Raw genomic sequence first — 22,927 nt, 5'->3', positions numbered from 1 at the left:
CCCCATCAGTGTGGGGGCCGGGGTGCAGGCGGGCGGATATAGGAGTAATCGTCTAACGGCTCAGGCTGTAGGCCTTCTTGGACACGGTGGAGGTGGTCCGATCGTCGGACTCCGACTGGGTATCAGCCTTGTCCACCCGTGGTTCACGGGCGAAGAGGAATCCGAACCAGGCGACGGCGGCAATCGCGGCCAGCACCATCCAGCTCCAGCGGGCACCGACGTATCCGGTGGCCACCGAGTAGATATAGGGGAAGAGGAAGGCACCGATATTGCCCAGGGACAGCACGAGGCCGAACGCCGTGGAGTAGTTTGCCGGGGAGATCTCATCCGGGTATTCACCGTGCGCGACGGTGGCGGGGGAGAAGTACATCGATCCCAGGATGCCGATGAGCGGCAGCGCGATCCACAGGCCCGCACCACTGACGAACGGCAGGATGGCCAGCATGATCACGAGCAGACCCGCGGGGATCCACAGGGTAGGCAGGAAACGGCGTGCACGGTCCGCGATGACACCGCTGGCCAGTGCGGCCGGGATGCCGAGGACCAGCATGAGGGCACCGAGCAGGCCGGCGTTTTCAGCGGAGAAGCCGAATTCGCTCTCCACGTAACCGGGGCCGAGCTGGGAGACGGTGAAGAGCACACCATAACCACAGATACTTCCGATACCGATAGCCCAGATGGAACGGGAGCGCAGCACCTGGCCGGTTGCCTTGAGGGTGAAATGGCCACCGTCAAGTTCATCGGTGTGGCGGGGCGTGGTGATGAGGAACACCGATGCCACAGCCACGATCAGGCTGATGGCGGCGGCGATGAGCGTACTGACGCGCCAGCCGTAGGAGTTGATGAGCAGCGTCCACACGTACAGGCCCAGAGCGGAGGCGCCGGTGAAACCGACACCGTTGACCAGACCGCCGACGATGAGGCGTGAGTGCTTGGCCGGTGCCCAGGCGGTGGCCAGTGGGAAGGCCGCACCAGCCATGAAGGACATGGCCACACCACCGAGTCCACGGGAGAACACGATCATCCCGTAGCTCTGGGCGAAGGCGAAGATGAGGGTGGAGATCGTCAGGGCGAAGGCGCCCCAGACAGCAACGCGTTTCACACCCCAGGCCGCGGCGGCGAAACCAGCCGGGACGTGGGCTACCGCGTAGCCGAGGAACCAGATGGACACCAGGAAACCGATCTGGGTGAGGTCGAGGGAGAATTCTTCAGCGAGCGCTCCGAATGCCGGGACTGTCGCATACATCTGGAGTCCATAGGCGAAGGACAGGAGCACTGCCATGGTGATGGAGGCATAACCCCGGAACCCCAGTCCGGGTGAGGTTGTCTCTGTGTGTATAGGCGGCGTCAAGAATAAGCCCCTTCTTTTGATCGAATGACAGGAACCTATCGACCCTAACAATAATGCTACCTATTATAAAGGCTTCGATTGGCGAAAGTGCCCGGAAGTGGAGGTAAAACCTATTGAAAAGGAGCAGTGGGTCGGCTGTGGAAATAGAGGTAATTGCCCGCCCGGGAAATTAAGTAATTCTTATGTTTCTACTGTTAACACCCCATGATCATCGGCTGGGGTTCGGTCAGGGCGACGGCGATAGGAGTCGCCCGGGGAAGCAGAGAAAGGGCGGGGGAGAAAAATCTTGCTGAAACGTGAATAAAATTCCCTGGGGGCGTGATTTTCCCCTCATGTCACCGGAGGTGGCGGGCTATCCGGGGCGTGCTGGACGCATGCGCTCCCGCCCCCGTCGACACTGCCGGTGGTGGGGGCATCGACGGGGAGACGAAAAACCTCCTGAACACACAACACTGGTGTTCGGGAGGGTAAATGGTGCCCTGGAGAGGAATCGAACCTCCGACACCCGCTTTAGGAGAGCGGTGCTCTATCCACTGAGCTACCAAGGCGTACCCGACTAGATTAGCGCATCCCCACACCCGGGGTGAAAAGGGGGCAGCCTAAACGGTAATACCACTCTTAACGTGGTGTTACGACGTAGACTGGAAAGGTATTCGAAACTTACCTCAAGGAGTGGTCATGTCTGAGCTGAAGCCCTCGTTCCACGATGTGCAGCGCCGACCAATCGTTGTCCGCCAGATCACCAAGGACAATGTTCCTGCCCTGGCTGTCGATGAGATCCAGGAAGACGGTTCCACCCGTCGCATTCTTCTTCTGAACAAGTACGATGCCAAGCAGCTCAGTGCCGCTTGTGATCGTTACCTGCAGGAAATCTTCTCCGTCACCTTCTCCGGTGTGAACACCGATCTCTCCCCGGAGGATATGGCGCGTATGTTCGGCGAGGACGACGAGTAGAAATACCGTCCCCACACTGCACAACGCATAAACGGCGCCCGACACCAGCCCACCAGGCTGATGTCGGGCGCCGTTGGTGTGTCGGGGAGGTGTCGACAAGCAGGCTTTTAGGACAGGTCCTGGATCTTGGCGATGACCTCCGCCGCCGGCGGGTTGGTGGCGTGGGTACCGTCGGAGAATTTCACGGTGGGCACGATGCGGTTGCCGTCATTGACGGATTTCACCCACTCGCCGGCCTCCTCATCCTGATCCACGTCGATGACCTCGTACTCGGAGGGGTCGAGGTCCTTGAGGCCCCGCATCAGCGATGCGCAGTAGGGGCACCAGTCGGTGGCGTAGATGGTTGCATGTGCCATGGTTGTTCTCCTTATCAGGCGGTACGGTTGTTGTTCACCCAGCGCTGGAACCTGAAACGGTGGGTGTCACTGTCCTGCCACCCGGTTTCAGATTCGAGGGTGTAGAAGTCGGGGATCTTGGGGGCGTAGACCGCACGGTCACCGAGTGCCTCGGCGAAGGTGGCATCGATGACGGTGACCTCCAGAACGTCGGTGTCCTTGATGGTGGCCCGGTAGACCTCACCACCGCCGATGATCCACCCCGCTGCGGGCAGTTCCCATACAACGGTGGCACCTGTGGACCAGTCACCGGGTTCGTGGCGTGAGAGCACAAAGTTCTCCCGGCCCGGCAGAGGCCGGAAACGCTCCGGCAGGGATTCCCAGGTCTTGCGTCCCATGATGACGGGCTGGCCCATGGTGACCTCCTTGAAATGCCGGAGATCCTCGGGGATGTGCCAGGGCATGCCGTCTCCGTCACCGATGACTCCGTCAAGGCCCTGAGCCCAGATCGCGCCGATCATACGGCGACCTTGCCGCGGATGAGCGGGTGCGGATCGTAGTTGCTCACAGCAATGTCATCGAAGGTGTAGTCGAACAGGGACGCGGCTTTGTTCAGCTCCAGGGTGGGGTAGGGGCGCGGCTCGCGGCTCAGCTGCTCCTCAACCTGTTCGGTGTGATTGTCATAGATGTGGCAGTCACCGCCGGTCCAGATGAACTCACCGACCTCCAGGCCCGCCTGCTGGGCGAACATGTGCGTCAACAGGGCATAGGAGGCGATGTTGAAGGGCACACCGAGGAACATGTCGGCGCTGCGCTGGTAGAGCTGGCAGGAGAGTTTCCCATCGGCGACATACAGCTGGAACAGGAGATGGCAGGGGGGAAGTGCCATGTTCTCCAGTTCGGAGACGTTCCATGCGGAGACGATGTTGCGGCGGGAATTCGGATTGCTCTTCAGCATCTCCAGCGCGCGCGAGATCTGGTCGATGTGGCGACCGTCCGGGGTGGGCCAGCTGCGCCACTGGACGCCGTAGACGGGGCCGAGTTCGCCGTCCTCATCGGCCCATTCATTCCAGATGCGGATGTTGTTGTCCTGGAGCCAGCGGACGTTGGAATCGCCACGCAGGAACCACAGCAGTTCACCGACCACGGAGTGGAAGTGCACCTTCTTGGTGGTCAGGAGGGGGAAACCCTCCTGCAGGTTGTAACGGATCTGCTGGCCGAACAGGGAGGCGGTGCCGGTGCCGGTGCGATCGTCCTTATGGGCGCCTTCGTCTCTGATGGTGCGGAGGAGGTCCTCATATGGGGTGGGAATGGCAGTCATGATTCCCGAGTGTAACCGCCGGAGCGCAGAGGCAAAAGCCCAGCCGAACTAGTAGGCCCCGTTCTCCTCGCGGTATTTCGCGGCCAATTCGAGGATCTCATCGGCCAGCTCCGGGCGGCAGATGAGCACGTCGGGCAGGAAGGTGTCCTTGTGGTTGTAGGTCAGTTCGGAGCCGTCGAGGCGGGAGCAGTGGAGGCCGGCGGCCTTGCACACACCCACCGGGGCGGCGGAGTCCCATTCGTACATGCCACCGGCGTGGATGTAGGCATCGTAGTCACCGAGCAGGACGTGCATGGCTTTCGCGCCGGCGGAGCCCATGGCCTCGGTGTCGAAGCCGAGCTGCTCGGCGATATGTTCCGCCACCTGTGGGGGACGGTTGTGGGAGATGGCGACCTTCCGGGAGAAGGGGCCGGAGACCGCACGGGCATCGGCGGAGTGGAAGACCACACCCAGGTCGGGCAGGCCGACGGCGGCGTGGGTGGGGATGCCGTCCTCCACGAGTGCGATGTGGACCGCCCAGTCCTGACGTCCCGTGGCAAATTCCTTGGTGCCGTCCAGGGGATCGATGATCCAGACGCGGTTCTTGTTCAGACGTTCCAGGTTGTCGGCGGCCTCCTCGGAGAGGAAACCGTCATCGGGGCGGTGCTGCTCCAGAACCCGGGCGATCCAGTTCTGGGCCAGGTCATCACCGGCATCACCGAGGTTGCGTCCCCGCAGCACACCCACATTGCGGACACCCTTGAGAATTTCACCGGTTCCCTGCGCCAGGCGCTTGGTCAGCATGGAATCATTGATCTGAGCAGTCATGACACTGATTCTAGACTTTTGGTTACATTGGGGCATGGCCAACAGCATTCTCTCCAGGTTCCGTCCCCAGGTGTCGGAGTGGTTCCGGGACGTCTTCGAAGCCCCCACCCCCGTGCAGGAGGGGACCTGGCGCGCGGTGGCCGATGGGGAGAACGCCCTCGTGGTGGCACCCACCGGTTCCGGTAAAACCCTCGCGGCCTTCCTGTGGGCACTGAACTCGCTGGTGGAACAGACAGGTCAGACGGTTCTGGACACCGGCAGCCCCACCCCGGTGGAGGGGCGTCACGTCAAGGTGCTCTACATCTCGCCCCTGAAGGCGCTGGGTGTGGATATCGAGAATAACCTCCGGGCACCCCTGACCGGCATCGCCCGCACCGCCTCCCGCATGGGGCTGGATGTGCCCAACATCACCGTCGGTGTCCGTTCGGGCGACACCCCTGCCGCCGAGCGGACCCGCCAGGTGCGCAAACCCCCGGACATCCTCATCACCACCCCGGAATCCGCCTACCTCATGCTCACCTCGAAGGCCGGGGCCATCCTCAAGGATGTGGATGTGGTGATCATCGATGAGATCCACGCGATGGCGGGCACCAAACGCGGTGTGCACCTGGCACTGACCCTGGAACGCCTGGAGAAACTCGTTGCCCGGCCGATCCAGCGTGTTGGCCTGTCCGCCACGGTCCGGCCCCTGGAACGTGTTGCACAGTTCCTCGGTGGGGACCGTCCTGTGACCATTGTGGCCCCACCCTCGGAGAAGAAGTGGGCTCTCACCGTCACCGTCCCAGTGGAGGACATGTCGGATCTGCCCGTGCAGGAACCGGGATCCACCATCGGTGAATACGTCATTGATGATCCCCTCGGTCTGGCCGGCCCCGGTGAGGCGGAATCCGCCCTGCCCACGCAGGGTTCCATCTGGCCGTTCATCGAGCATCAGGTGTACAACCAGGTGATGTCGGCCAGGTCCACCCTGGTGTTCGTCAATTCGCGTCGCACGGCAGAACGCCTGACCAGCCGTCTCAATGAGATCTGGGCCCTGGAGCACGATCCGGAGTCGCTGTCCGCGGAGCGCCGTCGCCCGCCGGCGCAGGTGATGGTCTCCGCCGATGAGGTGGGGCAGGCCCCGGCGGTGATCGCGCGTGCCCACCACGGTTCGGTATCCAAGGATGAACGCGCCATGACCGAGACCATGCTCAAGGAGGGCACCCTCAAGGCGGTGGTGGCCACCTCCTCCCTGGAACTCGGCATCGACATGGGTGCCGTCGACCTGGTCGTGCAGGTGGAGTCGCCCCCGTCGGTGGCCAGCGGGCTGCAGCGCGTTGGCCGCGCCGGGCACTCGGTGGGTGCGACGTCGACAGGCTCCTTCTACCCCAAGCACCGCTCCGACCTGGTCCAGACCGCGATCACCGTCGAGCGGATGACGCAGGGGCTGATCGAGGAGCTGAAGGTGCCCATGAATGCGCTGGATGTGCTGGCGCAGCAGACCGTGGCGGCCACCGCGATCACGGATGCCCACGTCGATGACTGGTTCGACACTGTCCGCCGCGCGTACCCCTACCGCGAGCTGGACCGGGATGTCTTCGACTCGGTGATTGACCTGGTCAGTGGTGTCTATCCGTCGACGGATTTCGCCGAGCTGCGCCCGCGCGTGGTCTTCGACCGGGTTTCCGGCATGCTCGAGGGGCGCCCCGGCGCGCAGCGGGTCGCGGTGACCAGTGGTGGCACCATCCCGGACCGCGGCATGTTCGGTGTGTTCCTCATGGGCGGGGAGGGCACGCCCCGGCGCGTGGGTGAACTCGATGAGGAGATGGTCTATGAATCGCGGGTGGGTGATGTGTTCACCCTCGGTGCGTCGAGTTGGCGCATCGAGGAGATCACGCGTGATCAGGTGCTGGTCACGCCCGCGCCGGGGCATACGGGCAGGTTGCCCTTCTGGACCGGTGACCAGGCGGGTCGGCCCGCCGAGCTGGGCCGCGCCCTGGGTGCTTATCGACGCCGGGTTCTCGCCGATCCCACCACCTCCGGACTGGAGGGGTGGGCCCATGACAACCTGGTGACCTACCTGCGTGAACAGGAGGAGGCCACCGGCATCCTGCCCGATGAGAAGACGCTCGTGCTGGAGCGGTTCAAGGATGAGCTGGGGGACTGGCGCATTGTCCTGCACACCCCCTACGGCCGCGGTGTCAACGCCGCGTGGGCCCTGGCCATCGGGGCGAGAATCGCGGAGCTCACTGGGATGGACGCCCAGGCGGTGGCCGGTGATGACGGCATCGTGCTGCGCCTGCCGGAGGGTGATGAGGAACCCGCTGCATCACTGTTCATGTTCGACGCCGATGAGGTGGAGAAGACCGTCACCGAGCAGGTCGGTAACTCGGCGCTGTTCGCCAGTAGGTTCCGGGAATGTGCGGCGCGTGCCCTGCTGCTGCCACGCCGTAATCCGGGTAAACGCGCACCCCTGTGGCAGCAGCGCCAACGGGCGGCCCAGCTGCTGGACGTGGCCCGGAAGTACCCGAGTTTCCCGATCATCCTGGAGACGGTGCGTGAGTGCCTCCAGGATGTCTATGATCTGCCCGCCCTGAAGGAGTTGGTGGGGGATCTGCAGCTGCGCAAGGTGCGCATCGCCGAGGTGACCACCCAGCAGCCGAGTCCGTTCTCCTCCTCGCTGCTGTTCAATTACACCGGTGCCTTCATGTACGAGGGGGATTCCCCCCTGGCGGAGAAACGCGCCGCGGCACTCGCGTTGGACCCCTCGCTGCTGGCGAAGCTGCTCGGTGAGGTGGAGCTGCGTCAGCTGCTGGACCCTGATGTCATCGAGGAGATCCACACCCAGCTGCAGCGAAAGGGTGAGCGTCGGGCCCGCAACAATGAGGAACTGGCCGACAGCCTGCGCATCCTGGGGCCCATCCCCCTGGAGGAACTGGGCGAGCACATCAGTTTCGACGACCCGGACCTGGGCGACCGTGCGATGACGGTGCGCATCAACGGACGCCCGCACCTGGCTCAGGTGCTCGACGCCCCGCTGCTTCGCGACGCCCTCGGGGTGCCCGTCCCACCCGGCGTGCCCGCCCAGGTGGAGACCATCACCGACGCCCTCGAACAGCTGGTCAACCGGTGGGTGCGCACCCGTGGCCCCTTCGTGGCGCAGGACCTGGCCGATGCCTTCGGCCTGGGTATCGCCACCGCCCACACCGCGCTGCGCAACGCCGACGTGGTGCAGGGCCGCTACCGGCAGGGTGTGCAGGAACAGGAATACTGCGCCACCGAGGTGCTGCGCCGCATCCGCAGCCGGAGCCTGGCGATCGCGCGCCAACAGACCAAGCCGGTCTCCCAGTCCGCGTTCGCCCGGTTCCTGCTGGACTGGCAGCAGGTGGCCGGCGTCGACAAGCATCCCACCCTGCGCGGTGTCGACGGCACCTTCGCCGTCATCGAACAGCTCGCCGGGGTCCGTCTGCCGGCCAGCGCGTGGGAGGATCTCGTGCTGCCGCGCCGGGTGGGGGACTACACCCCGTTACACCTGGATGAACTCACTGCCAGCGGGGAGGTGCTGGTGGTCGGCGCGGGGCAGGCCGGGTCGCAGGATCCGTGGATCATGCTGCTGCCCGCAGACTACGCCGCCCAGCTCATGCCGGAACCGGTGACCACCGGGTTGACCGCGCTGCAGGAATCCGTGCTCGAGGTGCTTGCCCCCGGTGGTGGGTTCCGGTTCGCGGACATCCTCGCCGATGTCACCGGTGAGGATCTGGGCCTGATCACCGGACGCATCTCCCCGGAGCAGCTGCGCGAGGCGCTCTGGGGTCTGGTGGAGGCCGGTTTGGTCAGCCCGGATTCCTTCGCCCCGATCCGCGCGCGGCTGGCCTCCGGCACCACCGCCCACCGCGCCAAACGACGCCCCAACCGCTCCAGGCTGCGGATGGGACGCACCTCCTTCGCCCAGACGGAATCCTCACCACCGGATATGCGGGGGCGGTGGTCGCTGTCGGTGCGCCCGGCACTCGATGCCACCACCCGGTCACTCGCCCACGGTGAGGCGTGGCTGGACCGCTACGGTGTGGTCACCCGGGGCAGTGTGGTAGCCGAGGATGTCATCGGTGGTTTCGCCCTGGCCTACAAGGTGCTCTCCGGATTCGAGGAGAGCGGCAAGGCCATGCGCGGTTATCTCATCGAGGGCCTCGGCGCGGCACAGTTCTCCACCCCGGCCATCATCGACCGCCTCCGTGGCCTGGATGACTCCCCGGATGTGGAGGGCTGGCCCTCCGGCACCACCGACCCCGAGGTCTACCTCATCGCCGCTGCCGATCCCGCCAACCCCTATGGTGCCGCCCTGCCGTGGCCTGAACAGGGACCCAGCCGGGCAGCCGGTGCCACCGTGGTCATCGCCGACGGACTGCTGCTGGCCCACCTCACCCGCGGCGGGCGCACACTGACCCTGTTCACCGAGGAGATCGCTCATGTCGCCCGGGCACTCGCCACCCAGGAGAAACTGGTGGTGGAGAAGATCAACGGCGAATCCGTCTTCGAGTCCCCCCACCTGCCAGCCTTCCGCGCCGCGGGCGCCTCCATCACGCCGCGCGGCATGCGGTTCAGGTCGGGGGCGACGCCAGCGCAGGACACGCGCGCAGGGGGACGGAGCGTGGGTTCGCGCGCCATGGTCGACGCACCCCCGGTGCCGGGCCTGCCCCCACAGGCCGATGATGAAACCCTGTCCTTCGACGATCCCATCCCCTTCGACCCACCGGGGCGATCGCCTGGGGGATCGCCCTACCAACGCGGGAACAACAGGCCTTTTCGCGGTGGCTTCGGACGGCGTTAACCTGAAGACATGCCAGAGGGTGATTCCGTATTCCAGTTGTCCCGCCGCCTCCAGTTCATGAGGGGGCGGGAGGTGCTGGCCACCTCGCTGCGTGTGCCGTCGGTGGCACTGCATGATTTCACCGGGCGTACCGTGCACCGGGTCTGGCCGTACGGCAAGCACCTGTTCATGCAGTTCGGTGAGGAGATCCTGCACACCCACCTCAAGATGGAGGGCACCTGGTCCATCCACCGCAAGGGTGACCGGTGGCGCAAACCCGGCCACACCGCCCGCGTCGTCCTCGACCTGTCTGGGGAGGAGACCATCGAGGTGGTCGGGCATTCACTGGGCTTTGTCAAGGTCTTCCACATCAGCGACTACCCCGACCGGGTGGCCTACCTCGGCCCTGATGTCCTGGCCCCCGAATTCGACCTGGAGCAGGCGAAGGCCAATATCCTCGCCCGCCCGACACGCCCCATCGGTGAGGCACTGCTCGACCAGTCCAACCTGGCAGGGGTGGGCAATGAGTACCGCGCCGAGATCTGCTTCCTCATGGGTGTCCACCCCGCCACACCGGTGGCCCTGGTGGACATCGACAGGACCCTCCACCTCACCCGTCGCTTGATGTGGGAGAACCGCAATTCGCCGATCCGGGTGACCACCGGGGTCCGCCGCGCCGGGGAATCCAGCTATGTCTTCGGGCGCAACAACAAGCCCTGCCGACGCTGTGGAACCCGCATCGTCAACGCTGAGCTGGGGGATCGGATCATCTGGTGGTGCCCGCGCTGCCAGCCACTACTATCGGGCCCATGAGACTCCTCCTGAACATCATCTGGTTACTCTTCGGTGGCATCTGGCTGGCCCTCGGGTATGTCCTGTTCGGCGTCATCGCCTGCATCTTCATCGTGACCATCCCGGCGGGCATCGCGAGTTTCCGCATGGCCAACTACGCACTGTGGCCATTCGGCCGGACCGTGGTCCGCAAGACCCATGGTGGCAATGGTCTGTCCGCGATCTCCAACGTCATCTGGTTCATCGTCGCCGGACTGTGGCTGGCCATCGGCCACATCACCACCGCCGCGGCCCAGGCCATCACCATCATCGGTATCCCCCTGGCCATCGCCAACATCAAGATGATCCCCGTGACCTGCTTCCCCTTCGGCAAGCACATCGTGGACAATGACCGCATCCCCGTCGGTTATGAACCGATGATCAGGTTGTAGATCCCCCGGGATCTACCGCTGCCGGCGGGTGGACCCGGCACCGGAATCGGAGGACCCTCCGGTGGGATCGGTCACGGCATCCCCCGTGGTTCCTTCGGTGGTGGTGTCAGTGGATTCCCCCGTCGGGTCTTTCCTGAGGCGTTTGTTGTGTCGCCTCAGCAGGTACAGGACCACGCCGACGAGCACCAGCGCGATGAGGACATAGACCACGGAGGAATAACTCTCGAAGGCGCGGGTCACCGTCTCCCACTCCTCACCCAGCCACACACCGGCCCAGATCAGGATGGTGTTCCAGAGGAGGGAGCCCACCGTGGTCAGGGCACCGAAGACGAGGGGATTCATGCGGTCGATGCCCGCCGGGATGGAGATGAGACTGCGCACACCGGGGACCAGACGCCCGAAGAACACCGACCAGGTGCCGTACTTGTCGAACCAGGCCAGGGCGTCATCGACATCCTTGGCCTCCACCAGCCACATCCAGTCGGCGATCCGTCGCAGGCGCTCCGCACCGAAGGCCTGTCCGACGTAGTACAGCAGATACGCACCGGAGACAGAACCGATCACCGAAGCGATCAATGCCGCCCACACGTTGAATTCCCCCTGGGAGGCGGTGAAACCTGCCAGGGGGAGGACCAATTCACTGGGTATCGGCGGGAAGACGTTCTCCAGGAAGACAGCGATTCCCACGCCCGGCGCTCCGAGCGCCTCCATGACGCGGATGACCCAATCAATGATCACTTATTCCTACTTTCAGACTCGTAATAGACGATCTCCTCCTCCCGCCTCATATCCACAATGAGGCGGGGAATCATGGGGACCAGGAAAATCCCGAAGAATGCGAACATGTGCCATTCCACATGGAAGACAAAACGGATGATCCCCATAAACACGAAGAATACGGCGAGACAGACGATATCCAGGGTGGACAACTGACGCCCGCGCACCTGCTGGAAAGCACTGGGCGGGCGGGTGGTCCGGGGCATGTCACCCAGATCCTTGAAGATCCGTTCCAGGTCAGTGATGTCATCTGCCACCGCGATCAGGAGCTTCTTGGTCTCATGCTCCTCGGCGGTCAGCCTGCCGTTCTTCAGATGCAGATCGAGCGTACGCCTGGCAGCGGTCCTGTCATAAGAATTGAGACGGCTGTCTTTTGAACCCACGGGAAACTCCTAGTCTCTTGCCTGGTCTTCCACATGAACCTGACGGGTTGCGAAGAAACCACCACCGAGCACACATGCTGTTGCCACGAGAAAGAGAATGAAGACCATGGAAAAACCACCGGTGATGTCCACGATGATACCGGTGAGCAACGGCCCCGTGCATGCGATTGTGTAGGCCAGTCCCTGACCGAAGGAACTCAGTGCCGTAGCACCCGCGGTGGTGCGTGCCCGCACATTGATCAGGGTCAGCGCCATCGTGAAGGCGAGGGGCCCCAGACCGGACAGGGTGGTCCACAACCAGGGTGCGGCCATCGGTGCGAAACACAGACCGGCATTGCCGATCAGGAACACCATGGAGGAGATGACCAGGACGGGGTAGGGGTTGCGCATGCGCGAGGCCACCCACGGTCCGATGATGTTGAGGGGGATGCCCAGCAGCGACCACCAGCCGAGCAGGGCCGCACCCAGGGCGGGGTCGGTGACCATCTGGGGCAGGAAGGTCATCAGGGAGTAGGTGGCGAACGAGGTGAACCCGAACATCAACCCCAGGCCGATCCCGACCGGTGTTTTCCACACGGGGATCCGCATCGCCGGCACCGGGGTGGCTACGCCCGTCCGGGGTGCCGGGGTAGTCAGAAGGGGCAGCCAGGTCAGTGCGGCCACCAGCCCGAGCAGCGCCCAGGACCCCAGGGACCACCGCCACCCGGTCAGACCCATCTGGGTCGCCCACACGGAGAGGGGGACCGCCACCACCGGGGCCAGCGACTGGGCTACCTGGGAGGTAGTCAGGTAGGTCGTGGACATGGCACCCACCCGGTTGGGGAAGTACTCCCGCACGGCCAGTGGCAGCAGCGCGTTGGTGATGCCGATGGCGAACAAGGCCAGCACCGACCCTCCGACCAGACTGGTGGGGCCACCCAGTACGCGGAGGACCTGCCCGACAGCAGTGATGAGCATCGCCATCATCAGCAGCTGGGAGGTGGTGAACCGCGATTTCAGACCGGGCAGGGCGAAGGCGGCGATGGCGAACATGGCGGTGGGGATCATCCCCAGCACGCCGAACAACGAGGCCCCGACCCCCAGATCGTCCTGGATCTCCGGAACCAGTGGCGCGAGGGCCGTGATGGCGGTGCGCAGATTGGTTGCGGTCAGGGCGATGGCGGTCAGGGCCATCAATCGGGGATATCTCACACCCTCCGATCGTAAGGGATTACCTATCGGTTTGTGCGGTACCACCTGATCAGCGCGTCGGTGGAGGAGTCACCCGAGTCGACCTCCACGTCACCGGACACGGCCGGTGCCAGGTCGCTGGCCTGCTGTTTGCCCAGCTCCACGCCCCACTGGTCGAAGGAGTTGATGTCCCAGATGACACCCTGGACGAAGACAATGTGCTCGTAGAGCGCAATCAGGGCACCGAGCACCGCCGGGGTGAGTTCCTCGGCGAGGATGGTGGTGGTGGGACGATTGCCCGGCATGATCTTGTGGTTAACCAGGTCGGCGGCCACACCCTCCGCGGTGATCTCCTCGGCGGTCTTGCCGAAGGCCAGCACCTTGGTCTGGGCGAAGAAGTTGCTCATGAGCAGATCGTGCATGGATTTCTCACCGGCGGGCAGATCCTGCTTCGGGCGGGCGAAACCGATGAAATCCGCCGGGATGAGGCGGGTGCCCTGGTGGATGAGCTGGAAGAAGGCGTGCTGGCCGTTGGTGCCGGGCTCACCCCAGTAGATCTCGCCGGTGCCGGTGGTCACGGGGGAACCGTCGCGACGCACGGACTTGCCGTTGGATTCCATGGTCAGCTGCTGGAGGTAGGCGGCGAACCGGGAGAGATCCTCGGAGTAGGGGAGCACCGCGTGGGTCTCCGCGCCGAGGAAGTCGGTGTACCAGACACCCAGCAGCGCCATGAGGACCGGGACGTTTCCGGCGAAGTCGGTGTCACGGAAGTGCTCATCCATGGCACGGAAACCACCGAGGAAACGCATGAAGTCACGCGGGCCGATGACCGCCATGAGGGACAGGCCGACCGCGGAGTCCACGGAGTAGCGGCCGCCCACCCAGTCCCAGAACCCGAACATGTTCTCCGGGTCGATGCCGAAGGCGGTGACCTTCTCGGCGTTGGTGGACACGGCCACGAAGTGCTTGGACACAGCCTCCTCGGAACCGAGCTGTTCGATGAGCCAGTTCTTGGCGGCGTTGGCGTTGGCCAGGGTCTCCTGGGTGGTGAAGGTCTTGGAGGCGATGACAAACAGGGTGGATTCGGCATCCAGGTCCTCCAGGACGGAGACCATGTCGGCCGGGTCGACGTTTGAGACGAACTCCGCGGTGATGCCGGCGGTGGCGTAGGCACGCAGGGCCTTGGTGGCCATGGCCGGACCCAGGTCGGATCCGCCGATACCGATGTTGACGACCTTCTTAATGGTCCGCCCGGTGTAACCGAGCCACGCACCGGAGCGCAGCGCGGTGGCGAAGTCACGCATACGCCCCAGGACCTCGTGGACATCGGCGGCGACATCCTGACCGTCGACCTCGAGGTGTTCCTCGACCGGGAGACGAAGCGCGGTGTGGAGGACGGCGCGGTCCTCGGTGTTGTTGATGTGCTCGCCACGGAACATGGCCTCGATGCGGTCCTTGAGGCCGGACTGCTCGGCGAGTGAGATGAGGTCGGTGAGGATGGCGTCGTCAAGCAGGTTCTTGGACAGGTCCACCCGCAGACCGGCCGCGTCGAAGGTCAGCTTCTCCGCCCGCCCTCCGTCCTGGAAGAGTTCACGCAGGGTGGTGCCCTGGAAGGCCTCATGCCGTTCGGTCAGTGATTGCCAGGCCGCGGTGGTCGTGATGTCGTTCGCCATGAAAACTCCTCGGTGAGACGGGGGTAAAGGGGATACCTGTCAGGTTAGCGCGGATCACGGTGGCTGCGCAGGGTTAGAGCGAGCCAGTTCCCCGCCCCACCGTCCCCGGCGGGAGCGTGACGACGCGCGACAGCCCACCCCGGAAATCGTGAACTGGGGTGGGCTGGTGCTGTGGGCTGGCGTTGCGGGCTGGCAGCTAGTGGCGGAAGATGGCGCCTGCCGCATGGTTGCCGGGCAACTCGGGAACGGTGTCGACCCGACCGCTGTTGATGAGGGTGTTGGAGATCGCGGCATCAAGCTCCACGCTGCGCGGGTGGTTCTCCAGCGCACGATCGGCGAGGATGAGGGTCTCGACACGGCCGGTCATGGACTCGGTCATGATCAGCTCGGGATCATTGGTGGCCAGGCCGGTGCCGAGTGCCTCCGAGAGACGGTCGACGAGGTGGTCGTGCCTGCGGATGGATTCCTCCTTCACCAGCGGCCACGCCGCGGCATGCAGATCCAGCTCACTCACGCGGTCCGGGTTGCCGGAGACGATGGAGTCCAACAGGGTGACGGTCTTGAACTGGTCCCTCAGGGCACCCTGGTGCTCATCCACCGCGGCCAGGACCATGGGGCGTTTGTCGTTGGTGAAACGCTTCTCCACGTTCTTGCCCACGTTCTGGAGGAAACCGCTGAGCACATTGTGTTCACGGGGGCCGGTGCCGTGTGCAGGGCCGGCGCCGTGGGACGTCTGGTGCTGGATCCGTGGCTCATTGACCGCAGCGCCCTTGACCTCCTCGGCTGAACCGGGGATGTCCTCCAGGGGCAGTGGGGTGATGGTGGCACGGTCCGCGGCGAAGAGACGCACCTTGTTCTGGCTCAGGGCCAGCAGGAGGAACTCCAGATCATTGGTGACCAGCGACAGGACGGGGCGCAGGTTGGGGTGATCACCGACGGTGACCTGGGGGGTGAAACTGTGGTCCAGGCGGAAATGGCGGGTTCCCTCCGGCGTGGCGAAGATGGCCAGGCCATCGCACTGGGTCAGCCAGAAGGCTTCGTCCTTGATCAGGGTGACCACAGGCTTCAAAAGAGCGTCGGCATCAACATCCGGGTACTGCTGGGCCAGGATTTCACGGGCCTCCTCCATCAGGGGACGCAACCGCTGGGAGTCGGTGAATTTCTCAGCACCACCGCGGTGGGTTGGAATCACGAAGGACACGGTGGGGCCCGACTGCTTGGCCAGGCTCCGCAGGTCATCATGTCGGATCGGATCAGAGTGCTTGATGATGTTTCGGGTATCCATAACCTGACCCTACCTAAGTGATCAGCGTCACGACATAGTTTTGTCGCCACCCGGCATCACAGGGGGCTGTTCTACAGCTTTCCGCGGCCCATGCGCAGCAGAATGGCGGCCAGGGCCGGGCCTTCCTCACCGATCTCATCACGGAACTGGTTGATGATGGCCACCTCACGGGTGTGCACCAGACGGGTACCCCCTGATTCCATACGGGTCTTGCCGATGGCCTGAGCAATTTTGGTGCGACGTTTCACCGCATCGAGGATCTCACGGTTGAGACGGTCGATCTCCTCACGGTACTTCTGGATCTCCGCATCAGAGAGGGGGTCGTCGGTGCCTGACGGCATTCTGATATCGAAGTTCTCATCCGCATTAGTCATGGGAACTATTCTGCCATGGCCCCGATAAATCCATGACCCTGACCACCGCTGGGGTGGTGGTGTCCACCCCACCTAGTACGTTGGAGGGGTGATGAATACTGCACACAATCCCTTTGCCCAGAACCCCTCCGCCGCCGGTGTGACCCCGGACGCGGGTGCCGGTGCCGGAGCTGAGCTGACCTCCGGACTCAATGAACAGCAGAAGGCCGCCGTCGAACACATTGGTTCGCCACTGCTCATCGTGGCCGGTGCAGGTTCGGGTAAAACCGCGGTGCTCACCCGCCGCATCGCCTACCTGATGAGATACCGGGGTGTGCACCCCCAGCAGATCCTGGCCATCACCTTCACCAACAAGGCGGCCGCGGAGATGCGTGAGCGCGTGGCCGATCTGGTGGGGCCGGTTGCGCAGCGGATGTGGGTGGCCACCTTCCACTCGGTGTGTGTGCGCATCCTGCGTCAGCAGGCACAGCTGGTGCAGGGCCTGAACACCAATTTCACCATCTATGATTCGGATGACTCGCGCCGTCTGCTCACCATGATCGCCAAGGATCTGGAGCTGGACATCAAGAAGTTCTCCGCCCGCACCCTGGCCTCGGCGATCTCCAATCTGAAGAATGAGTTGATCACCCCATCGGAGGCACTCGCCGATGCCGAGCGCACCCACAACCCCTTCGAGACGGTTGTCGCACGGGTGTATGTGGAATACCAGCAGCGTCTGCGTCGCGCCAACGCCGTCGACTTCGATGACCTCATCGGTGAGGTTGTGCGCATCTTCACCGAGCACCCGCAGGTGGCGGATCACTACCGTCGTCGTTTCCGCCATGTGCTCATCGACGAGTACCAGGACACCAACCACGCGCAGTACCAGCTGATCGCCACCCTGGTGGGCCGCCCGGACCAGGATCCCGCCGAACTGTGTGTGGTGGGTGATTCCGATCAGTCGATCTACGCCTTCCGTGGTGCGACCATCCGCAACATCGAGGAGTTCGAGCGCGACTTCACCGATGCGCGCACCATCCTCCTGGAACAGAATTACCGTTCCACCCAGACCATCCTCTCGGCAGCCAATGCGGTGATCTCCCAGAACGAGAACCGCCGGCCGAAGAACCTGTGGACAGCCCTGGGGGAGGGCGAGAAGATCATCGGGTATGTCGCCGACAATGAACATGATGAGGCCCGATTCATTGCCTCGGAGATCGACGAGCTGGCGGACCGCGGCCTGAGTTACTCGGACATGGCGATCATGTACCGCACCAACAACTCCTCCCGCGCGCTGGAGGAGGTGTTCATCCGCACGGGTGTGCCCTACAAGGTGGTCGGTGGCACCAAATTCTATGAGCGCAAGGAGATCCGTGACATCATCGCCTACCTGCGGGTCCTGGAGAACCCGGAGGACACCGTCAACCTGCGCCGGATCATCAACACCCCGAAACGCGGCATCGGTGACCGCGCCCAGGCGTTCGTGGCCCTGCACGCCGAGAACAACCGCATCGGTTTCGGCCAGGCGCTTGTCGACGCCGCCGCCGGCAACGTGGAGCTGCTCGGGGGGCGTGGCCGCAATGCGGTGGCGAAGTTCAATGAACTGATGGACACGCTGCGCGCCGAACTGCCCTCCATGGTCAACGAGGTCACGGGCATGCCCGACATCGGCCAGGTGATCAGCCGCATCCTGGATATCACCGGGTACAAGGCCGAACTGGAGGCTTCCAACGATCCCCAGGACGGTGCGCGCCTGGATAACCTCAACGAGCTGGTCTCGGTGGCCCGGGAGTTCTCCTCCGATGCCGCCAACCGCATGGCCTATGACACCATGGACGGCAGCGAACCGGAGCTGGATGACAGCGAACCCATACCGGGCAGCCTCCAGGCCTTCCTGGAACGGGTCTCGCTGGTCGCGGATGCCGATCAGATCCCCGACAACGAACAGGGCGTGGTCACGCTCATGACCCTGCACACCGCCAAGGGGCTCGAGTTCCCGGTGGTGTTCCTCACCGGTTGGGAGGACGGGCAGTTCCCGCATCTGCGCTCGCTCGGTGATGCCAAGGAACTGGCGGAGGAACGTCGCCTGGCGTACGTGGGTATCACCCGTGCCCGCCAGCGGCTCTACGTCACCCGGGCGATGCTGCGCAGCTCGTGGGGTAACCCGGTGACCAACCCGGCCTCCCGCTTCCTGCAGGAGGTTCCTGAGGGCCTCATCGAGTGGCGCCGGGAGGAACCCACCAACTCCTTCGGATCAGCGTGGGCACCCTCAGGTTCGTCCTATGGTGGTGGTTATTCCTCCGGTGGATACGGGGCCCAAACCAGGAAGACCACCCCGAGCCGTCCGAGCATCCCCACCAAGATGACCCGGAACAAGGAGCTGGATCTGGCTGTCGGCGACCGCGTCAATCATGACAAGTACGGACTGGGTACCGTCCTCGCCGCCGATGGCAGCGGGCCGAGGGCGACGGTGACCATCGACTTCGGTTCCGCCGGCAAGGTGCGCCTCATGCTCATCGGTGGCGTGCCGATGGAGAAGCTCTAGTCCCGATATTCCGACAGTTCCACCGTCGGGGTGAACGCCCACCCAATGGCAGCGGTGATCAGCGGGGCGATCACCAGGGTGCCCAGGATCATCGGCCAGAGCGGTTCGATGAACTGGAGTGAGCCATAGAAGGTGGTCACCCCGTCCTCATTGACCTGGGACAATGATCCCGTGAGGGCAGCCCCGACATGGCCGGTGATCAGTCCCAGCAGGGCTGCGCCGAGGGCACACAGCGCACCGAAAAGGGCATTGGACCACCTGCTCAGGGTCGGTGCGGCACCCACGGCCTCCAGCACGATCCGCTGTCGACGGATCTGCTGGGAAGACAGGGCCAGCACCAGTGCCATCACCGCGATCATCAGCCCTGTGATGGCGGCAGCCCATAGCAGACTGTCCCGATTCTGATCCGAATTCCAGGTGGGGAAACTCAGACCCACACCGGCGGTATCCCGGAAGAAATCCTGGATTTCCTGGGTATCACTGCTGTTGATTGGCTCGCCGTGCACCAGCACCGCACCCAGATAACTGCGTTCCAGACCCAGGTCAGCAAAAGCCTCCTCGGTGACTAGACGGTCACCGGCGAGGGGAGGCAGAACCGGGCGGGTATCCACCAGAGTGGAAGCGATAACCTCAGTGTCGTAGCTGCGGTTGTCGTACCTATTCACCTGCAGTCTTATATCCTGCACCTGTTCATCCAGGGAAGATATCAGAACTGCCCGCCCGCCCAGATCAGCGTCATCCACATTGAAGAAGTCCATCAGTTCCGGTGATGCGATGCTGATGGTGCCACCGAGGGAATCACTGATGGGATAAACCCAGTCGCGGTCACCTGAGTAGCCGAAAGTAAAGCCATCAGCCTCCAGCCAGGTATCCAGATCGCGGTGCCCGTAGACATCGATGCGCTGAACACCATCAAGTTGCGCATCTACCTGGGCCACCGCGGCATCCAGATCGGATTCAATGCCATTATCCAGCGAGAGAAACATAGTGCCCTGCGGGTAGACGGAGTCCGTAGCCGCAGTGGATTTCTCCGACTCTGCACCGGCAGACACCATCAGGGTGGTGGCGATGAAGATGACACCGGCCAGGGCCGCAACAGCCGGGATGGATCTCATGGACTGGCGCAACAGATCGCGGGCGGCCAGCCGCACTGCGAGTGCGCCCTTCAGGTGACCCAGCAACCACACCATCATGGGTGCGGAAGCCACCACTGCAATAACCGCGAAGAGTGTTCCGAAGCTACGCAGGGCCTCCCGCCACGGGACATAGACACTGTCGGAATAGATCTGCGGAGAACCTGCGTCATCGGTGAGCTGAAGGTACAAAAACATCAGTCCCAGGATCACCAGCGACACCGGCCCGATCGTCATCCATTTCCGCCAACGCATGATGCGGTCTGCCTCACCGCCCTGCACACCCCGGATGATGCTGGAGCGTCCAGCGATGAAGGCCGGCAGGAAGGCAGCAGCCGTGGAGCCGACCACCGCCAGCCCCCACACCAGCAGCAGCCAGTGCCAGTCGATGACCACGGGCCAGGCCGGGTAGGTTGCTGACCACCATGCAGCCGCTCCGACGGTGCCGAGGAACAGGCCGAGGGTGGCACCCACCAGCCCTGCGAACAGGCCGTACATGAGCACTGCCCAACGGATATGCCGGGGAGTCGCCCCCTGGGAAGCCAACAGGGCGAAGTTACGGGTCTGCCGGGAAACAGAGATGGTGAACACCGGCGAGATGAGCATCAGGATGAGGAAGGCCATGATGGCCATGGGCACGAACCAGAGGGCCCACCCGAGATAATCCCACAAACTGGGTGAATAGGGTGCAGATTGTTCTTCAAACGCCACCTGATCCGCAGGCGGGGGATTGTCAATCACATCACGGGATGTCACCGTGAAGCCCACGGCGTTGAGTGCCAACACATCATCCCAGGTGAAGGCCTCCGGGCCGGTGATAGCCCAGGAGCCCCCGTAGTTGCCGTAGAGATCGTTATCGGCCAGACCCGAATAGTCTTCCAGGGACGTGACCGTGGGCTCGGGAAACACCGTCGTGCCAGACGGGGTCACCGCAGACACAGTGACCTGGGCACCGTTGGCCAGGGTGATGGTGTCGCCGACCTCTGCACCGAGGGTGTCCAGGAACCGCTGGGGCACAAATGCCTCACCCGGTTCCGGGGCCATTTCAGCTGTGGTCTGAGTGAAGTAGAGGTTTGCAGACTGGTCACCAAAAGTGGCTTCGATCGTGCCGCTGAGGGACAATGCGACGGTGAATCCCTCCGGGATGTTCTGACGCAATAACTCATACTCAGAACTCTGCGTATCCGGCTCACCCTCACACTCGGACAAATAGCCATTGACATTCTGTTCACACACCCCACCCAGATACGTCGCGGAGGTGCGGGGATTGTTCAGGAAGTAGGAACTGGACTGGGAACCACCGTGGATCACGCCGATGGCCGCGAGCACCACTGGGATCATGATGAGGATGATGGCAGCCAGTGAACGCCAGGGGTGTTTCACCACATCGCGCCGGGTCGGGCGGGTGGCGGCAGTAAAGGAACTCATGGCTGGATCACCCCATCACGCATCATGATGGTGCGATCCGCCCAGGCCGCGAAGCGGGGTTCGTGGGTCACCAGGATACCGGCGGCACCGGCATCAATACGTGAGCGCAGCACCCGCAGGACCTCTTCACCGGTGCTGGTATCCAGTGCGCCGGTTGGTTCATCCGCCAGCAGGACAGTACGTGGGCCGATGAGGGCCCGGGCGATGGCCACGCGTTGTGCCTGGCCGCCGGAGATCTCCTCGGGGAAACGGTCAGCCAGTCCGGCAAGTCCGACCTCCTCGAGAGCTTCGGCCACGGCCTCACGCGGATCCACACCATCCAGTTCCAGGGGGAGGCCGACATTTTCCCCGACGGTGAGAGTGGAGACGAGGTTGTAGTTCTGGAACACCACGCCGACCTTGGTCCTGCGGGCCTGGGCCGCGCGGGTGGGGCTGAGTTGTGAGACATCGGCGCCGTCGATAAGCACCCGACCGGAGGTCGGTTTCTGCAGCAGGCCGGCGACATTGAGCAGGGTGGATTTTCCCGACCCGGAGGGCCCCATGACAGCGACCAGCTCACCCGGCTCCACCGTGAGGGAGACACTGTCCAGCGCGACCACGCGTCGGGCTCCTTCGCCGAAGATGCACGAGACCTTCTGCAGTTCCAGGGCTGCGGGTTGGGTACTATTCATGGCCGTTCTCGCTTTCGGGGGTGTGGAGGGTTTCGATGCGGTCGAGCCAGCGGGCCTGGGCCTCCAGCTCAAAGATGCGCTTTTCGACGAGCAGGCGGTCGGTGGTCCGGGTATCCGGCAGGGTGCGGGTGCGTCGGTTGAGGGCGCGCAGCTCCTCCATGATGGAGGCGCGCTGGGTGTCCAGGAGGTGGATCAGATCAAGTTCCGGGCGGGTCTGGGCGAGGGTGACCTTGGTGACCAGCTCATCGCGTTCGGCCACCGGCTGCACCACCGGCGTGATGAACCAGTCATTCACCAGGGCGCGGCCTGTATCGGTCAGCTGGTAGCGCTCCGCGCTGTGCCCGGTGGGGCCGATGATGGTGCCTGCGGATTCGATGTGGCCGTCCCGCTGGAGTCGGCCGAGCGTCTGGGAGACCTGCCCGATGTTGAGCGGCCACACCCCGGCGGTGGTGTCGGCGAACCGGGACTGCAGTTGACTGGCGGAACGGGGTTCATCCAGAAGCAGCGCCAGGAGCGCGTGTTTGATGGACATGGCAGTCCTTAAATGAATGGGCAATAAGAATGAGTTACTTGGTAACTAACCCTCATTGTTACCCAGTAACTATTGGAGGGCAAGGGGTGACGGGGCGGGGGTTGGGTCGGGGCTGGGGCAGGTGGGTCCGGGAACGCAAAAAAAGAGGACAGTCCGGGTGGACTGTCCTCTTCGGGGATCCCGTTGACGGGTGGGGGATC

Annotated in this window: 19 protein-coding genes and 1 tRNA gene; 5 read left to right on the top strand and 15 right to left on the bottom strand. The window is 63.8% G+C overall.

All coding sequences use genetic code 11. The features are described from left to right. Window positions 1-52: 52 nt before the first annotated feature. A complete protein-coding gene (locus H9627_RS10675; RefSeq protein ID WP_191734017.1) occupies window positions 53-1,282 on the bottom strand; it encodes an MFS transporter in 1,230 nt (409 codons plus the stop codon). Between the two features lie 541 nt (window positions 1,283-1,823). After that, window positions 1,824-1,899: transfer RNA gene (locus tag H9627_RS10670), tRNA-Arg, on the bottom strand. A gap of 130 nt (window positions 1,900-2,029) precedes the next feature. Between H9627_RS10670 and H9627_RS10665 the strand changes: the two genes are divergently transcribed. After that, window positions 2,030-2,305, top strand: a complete 276-nt coding sequence (locus tag H9627_RS10665) for a hypothetical protein (RefSeq protein WP_191734016.1) — start codon at window positions 2,030-2,032, stop codon at window positions 2,303-2,305. Window positions 2,306-2,412: 107 nt separating this feature from the next. Here the strand turns inward: H9627_RS10665 and H9627_RS10660 are convergent, their stop codons facing one another. The 4 genes from H9627_RS10660 to H9627_RS10645 are packed head-to-tail and all read right to left on the bottom strand — an operon-like array spanning window position 2,413 to window position 4,768. Further along, the gene (locus H9627_RS10660) at window positions 2,413-2,661 is read right to left on the bottom strand and encodes a mycoredoxin (RefSeq protein ID WP_191734015.1); all 249 of its coding nucleotides are present in this window, start codon (window positions 2,659-2,661) and stop codon (window positions 2,413-2,415) included. A 14-nt stretch (window positions 2,662-2,675) separates the two neighbouring features. Then, on the bottom strand, window positions 2,676-3,161 hold the full coding sequence (locus H9627_RS10655; protein WP_191734014.1) for a dihydrofolate reductase: 486 nt from the start codon (window positions 3,159-3,161) through the stop codon (window positions 2,676-2,678). Next, on the bottom strand, window positions 3,158-3,961 hold the full coding sequence (locus H9627_RS10650; RefSeq protein WP_191734013.1) for a thymidylate synthase: 804 nt from the start codon (window positions 3,959-3,961) through the stop codon (window positions 3,158-3,160). Before H9627_RS10650 ends, H9627_RS10655 begins: the two co-directional genes overlap by 4 nt. Before the next feature lie 48 nt (window positions 3,962-4,009). Then, window positions 4,010-4,768: a 3'(2'),5'-bisphosphate nucleotidase CysQ gene (locus tag H9627_RS10645; RefSeq protein ID WP_191734012.1), complete on the bottom strand. Its 759-nt coding sequence runs from the start codon at window positions 4,766-4,768 to the stop codon at window positions 4,010-4,012. A gap of 34 nt (window positions 4,769-4,802) precedes the next feature. Here H9627_RS10645 and H9627_RS10640 point away from each other — a divergent pair, with 34 nt between their 5' ends. From H9627_RS10640 to H9627_RS10630, 3 genes are read left to right on the top strand one after another with little or no spacing between them, the layout of a single operon-like run. Next, window positions 4,803-9,575, top strand: coding sequence for an ATP-dependent helicase (locus tag H9627_RS10640; RefSeq protein ID WP_191734011.1), 4,773 nt, complete (start codon window positions 4,803-4,805; stop codon window positions 9,573-9,575). A gap of 9 nt (window positions 9,576-9,584) precedes the next feature. Beyond that, the gene (locus H9627_RS10635) at window positions 9,585-10,367 is read left to right on the top strand and encodes an Fpg/Nei family DNA glycosylase (protein WP_191734010.1); all 783 of its coding nucleotides are present in this window, start codon (window positions 9,585-9,587) and stop codon (window positions 10,365-10,367) included. Further along, window positions 10,364-10,777 (top strand): YccF domain-containing protein, encoded by a 414-nt coding sequence (locus H9627_RS10630; RefSeq protein WP_191734009.1) that lies wholly within the window; start codon window positions 10,364-10,366, stop codon window positions 10,775-10,777. The genes H9627_RS10635 and H9627_RS10630 overlap by 4 nt, the downstream gene beginning before the upstream one ends. A 12-nt stretch (window positions 10,778-10,789) precedes the next feature. Here H9627_RS10630 and H9627_RS10625 read toward each other — a convergent pair whose 3' ends face one another. From H9627_RS10625 to H9627_RS10600, 6 genes are all read right to left on the bottom strand, one after another. Further along, entirely contained in the window at window positions 10,790-11,515 is a 726-nt protein-coding gene (locus H9627_RS10625; protein ID WP_191734008.1) for a DedA family protein, read from the bottom strand. Continuing rightward, entirely contained in the window at window positions 11,512-11,937 is a 426-nt protein-coding gene (locus tag H9627_RS10620) for a DUF1707 SHOCT-like domain-containing protein (RefSeq protein WP_191734007.1), read from the bottom strand. Before H9627_RS10620 ends, H9627_RS10625 begins: the two co-directional genes overlap by 4 nt. A gap of 9 nt (window positions 11,938-11,946) precedes the next feature. Further along, the gene (locus H9627_RS10615) at window positions 11,947-13,128 is read right to left on the bottom strand and encodes an MFS transporter (RefSeq protein ID WP_191734006.1); all 1,182 of its coding nucleotides are present in this window, start codon (window positions 13,126-13,128) and stop codon (window positions 11,947-11,949) included. A 23-nt stretch (window positions 13,129-13,151) separates the two neighbouring features. After that, entirely contained in the window at window positions 13,152-14,780 is a 1,629-nt protein-coding gene (pgi, locus tag H9627_RS10610) for a glucose-6-phosphate isomerase (protein WP_191734005.1), read from the bottom strand. 196 nt (window positions 14,781-14,976) lie between these two features. Further along, a complete protein-coding gene (locus H9627_RS10605) occupies window positions 14,977-16,065 on the bottom strand; it encodes a baeRF3 domain-containing protein (protein ID WP_191734004.1) in 1,089 nt (362 codons plus the stop codon). A 71-nt stretch (window positions 16,066-16,136) separates the two neighbouring features. Further along, window positions 16,137-16,439 (bottom strand): chorismate mutase, encoded by a 303-nt coding sequence (locus H9627_RS10600; RefSeq protein ID WP_191734003.1) that lies wholly within the window; start codon window positions 16,437-16,439, stop codon window positions 16,137-16,139. Between the two features lie 91 nt (window positions 16,440-16,530). Here H9627_RS10600 and pcrA point away from each other — a divergent pair, with 91 nt between their 5' ends. Next, complete coding sequence (pcrA, locus tag H9627_RS10595) at window positions 16,531-18,963, top strand: DNA helicase PcrA (RefSeq protein ID WP_225213755.1); 2,433 nt, start codon at window positions 16,531-16,533, stop codon at window positions 18,961-18,963. Here pcrA and H9627_RS10590 read toward each other — a convergent pair. The 3 genes from H9627_RS10590 to H9627_RS10580 are packed head-to-tail and all read right to left on the bottom strand — an operon-like array spanning window position 18,960 to window position 22,727. After that, complete coding sequence (locus H9627_RS10590; RefSeq protein ID WP_191734002.1) at window positions 18,960-21,524, bottom strand: FtsX-like permease family protein; 2,565 nt, start codon at window positions 21,522-21,524, stop codon at window positions 18,960-18,962. The genes pcrA and H9627_RS10590 overlap by 4 nt on opposite strands. Beyond that, entirely contained in the window at window positions 21,521-22,195 is a 675-nt protein-coding gene (locus H9627_RS10585; protein WP_191734001.1) for an ABC transporter ATP-binding protein, read from the bottom strand. Before H9627_RS10585 ends, H9627_RS10590 begins: the two co-directional genes overlap by 4 nt. Then, window positions 22,188-22,727: a PadR family transcriptional regulator gene (locus tag H9627_RS10580; RefSeq protein ID WP_191734000.1), complete on the bottom strand. Its 540-nt coding sequence runs from the start codon at window positions 22,725-22,727 to the stop codon at window positions 22,188-22,190. The genes H9627_RS10585 and H9627_RS10580 overlap by 8 nt, the downstream gene beginning before the upstream one ends. Window positions 22,728-22,927 lie beyond the last annotated feature (200 nt).

Source organism: Corynebacterium gallinarum (assembly GCF_014837045.1).
In the GTDB taxonomy this organism is placed as follows: domain Bacteria; phylum Actinomycetota; class Actinomycetes; order Mycobacteriales; family Mycobacteriaceae; genus Corynebacterium; species Corynebacterium gallinarum.
Note: the sequence above shows the minus strand (reverse complement) of the source record. Positions and strands in the feature narration are given on the sequence as shown.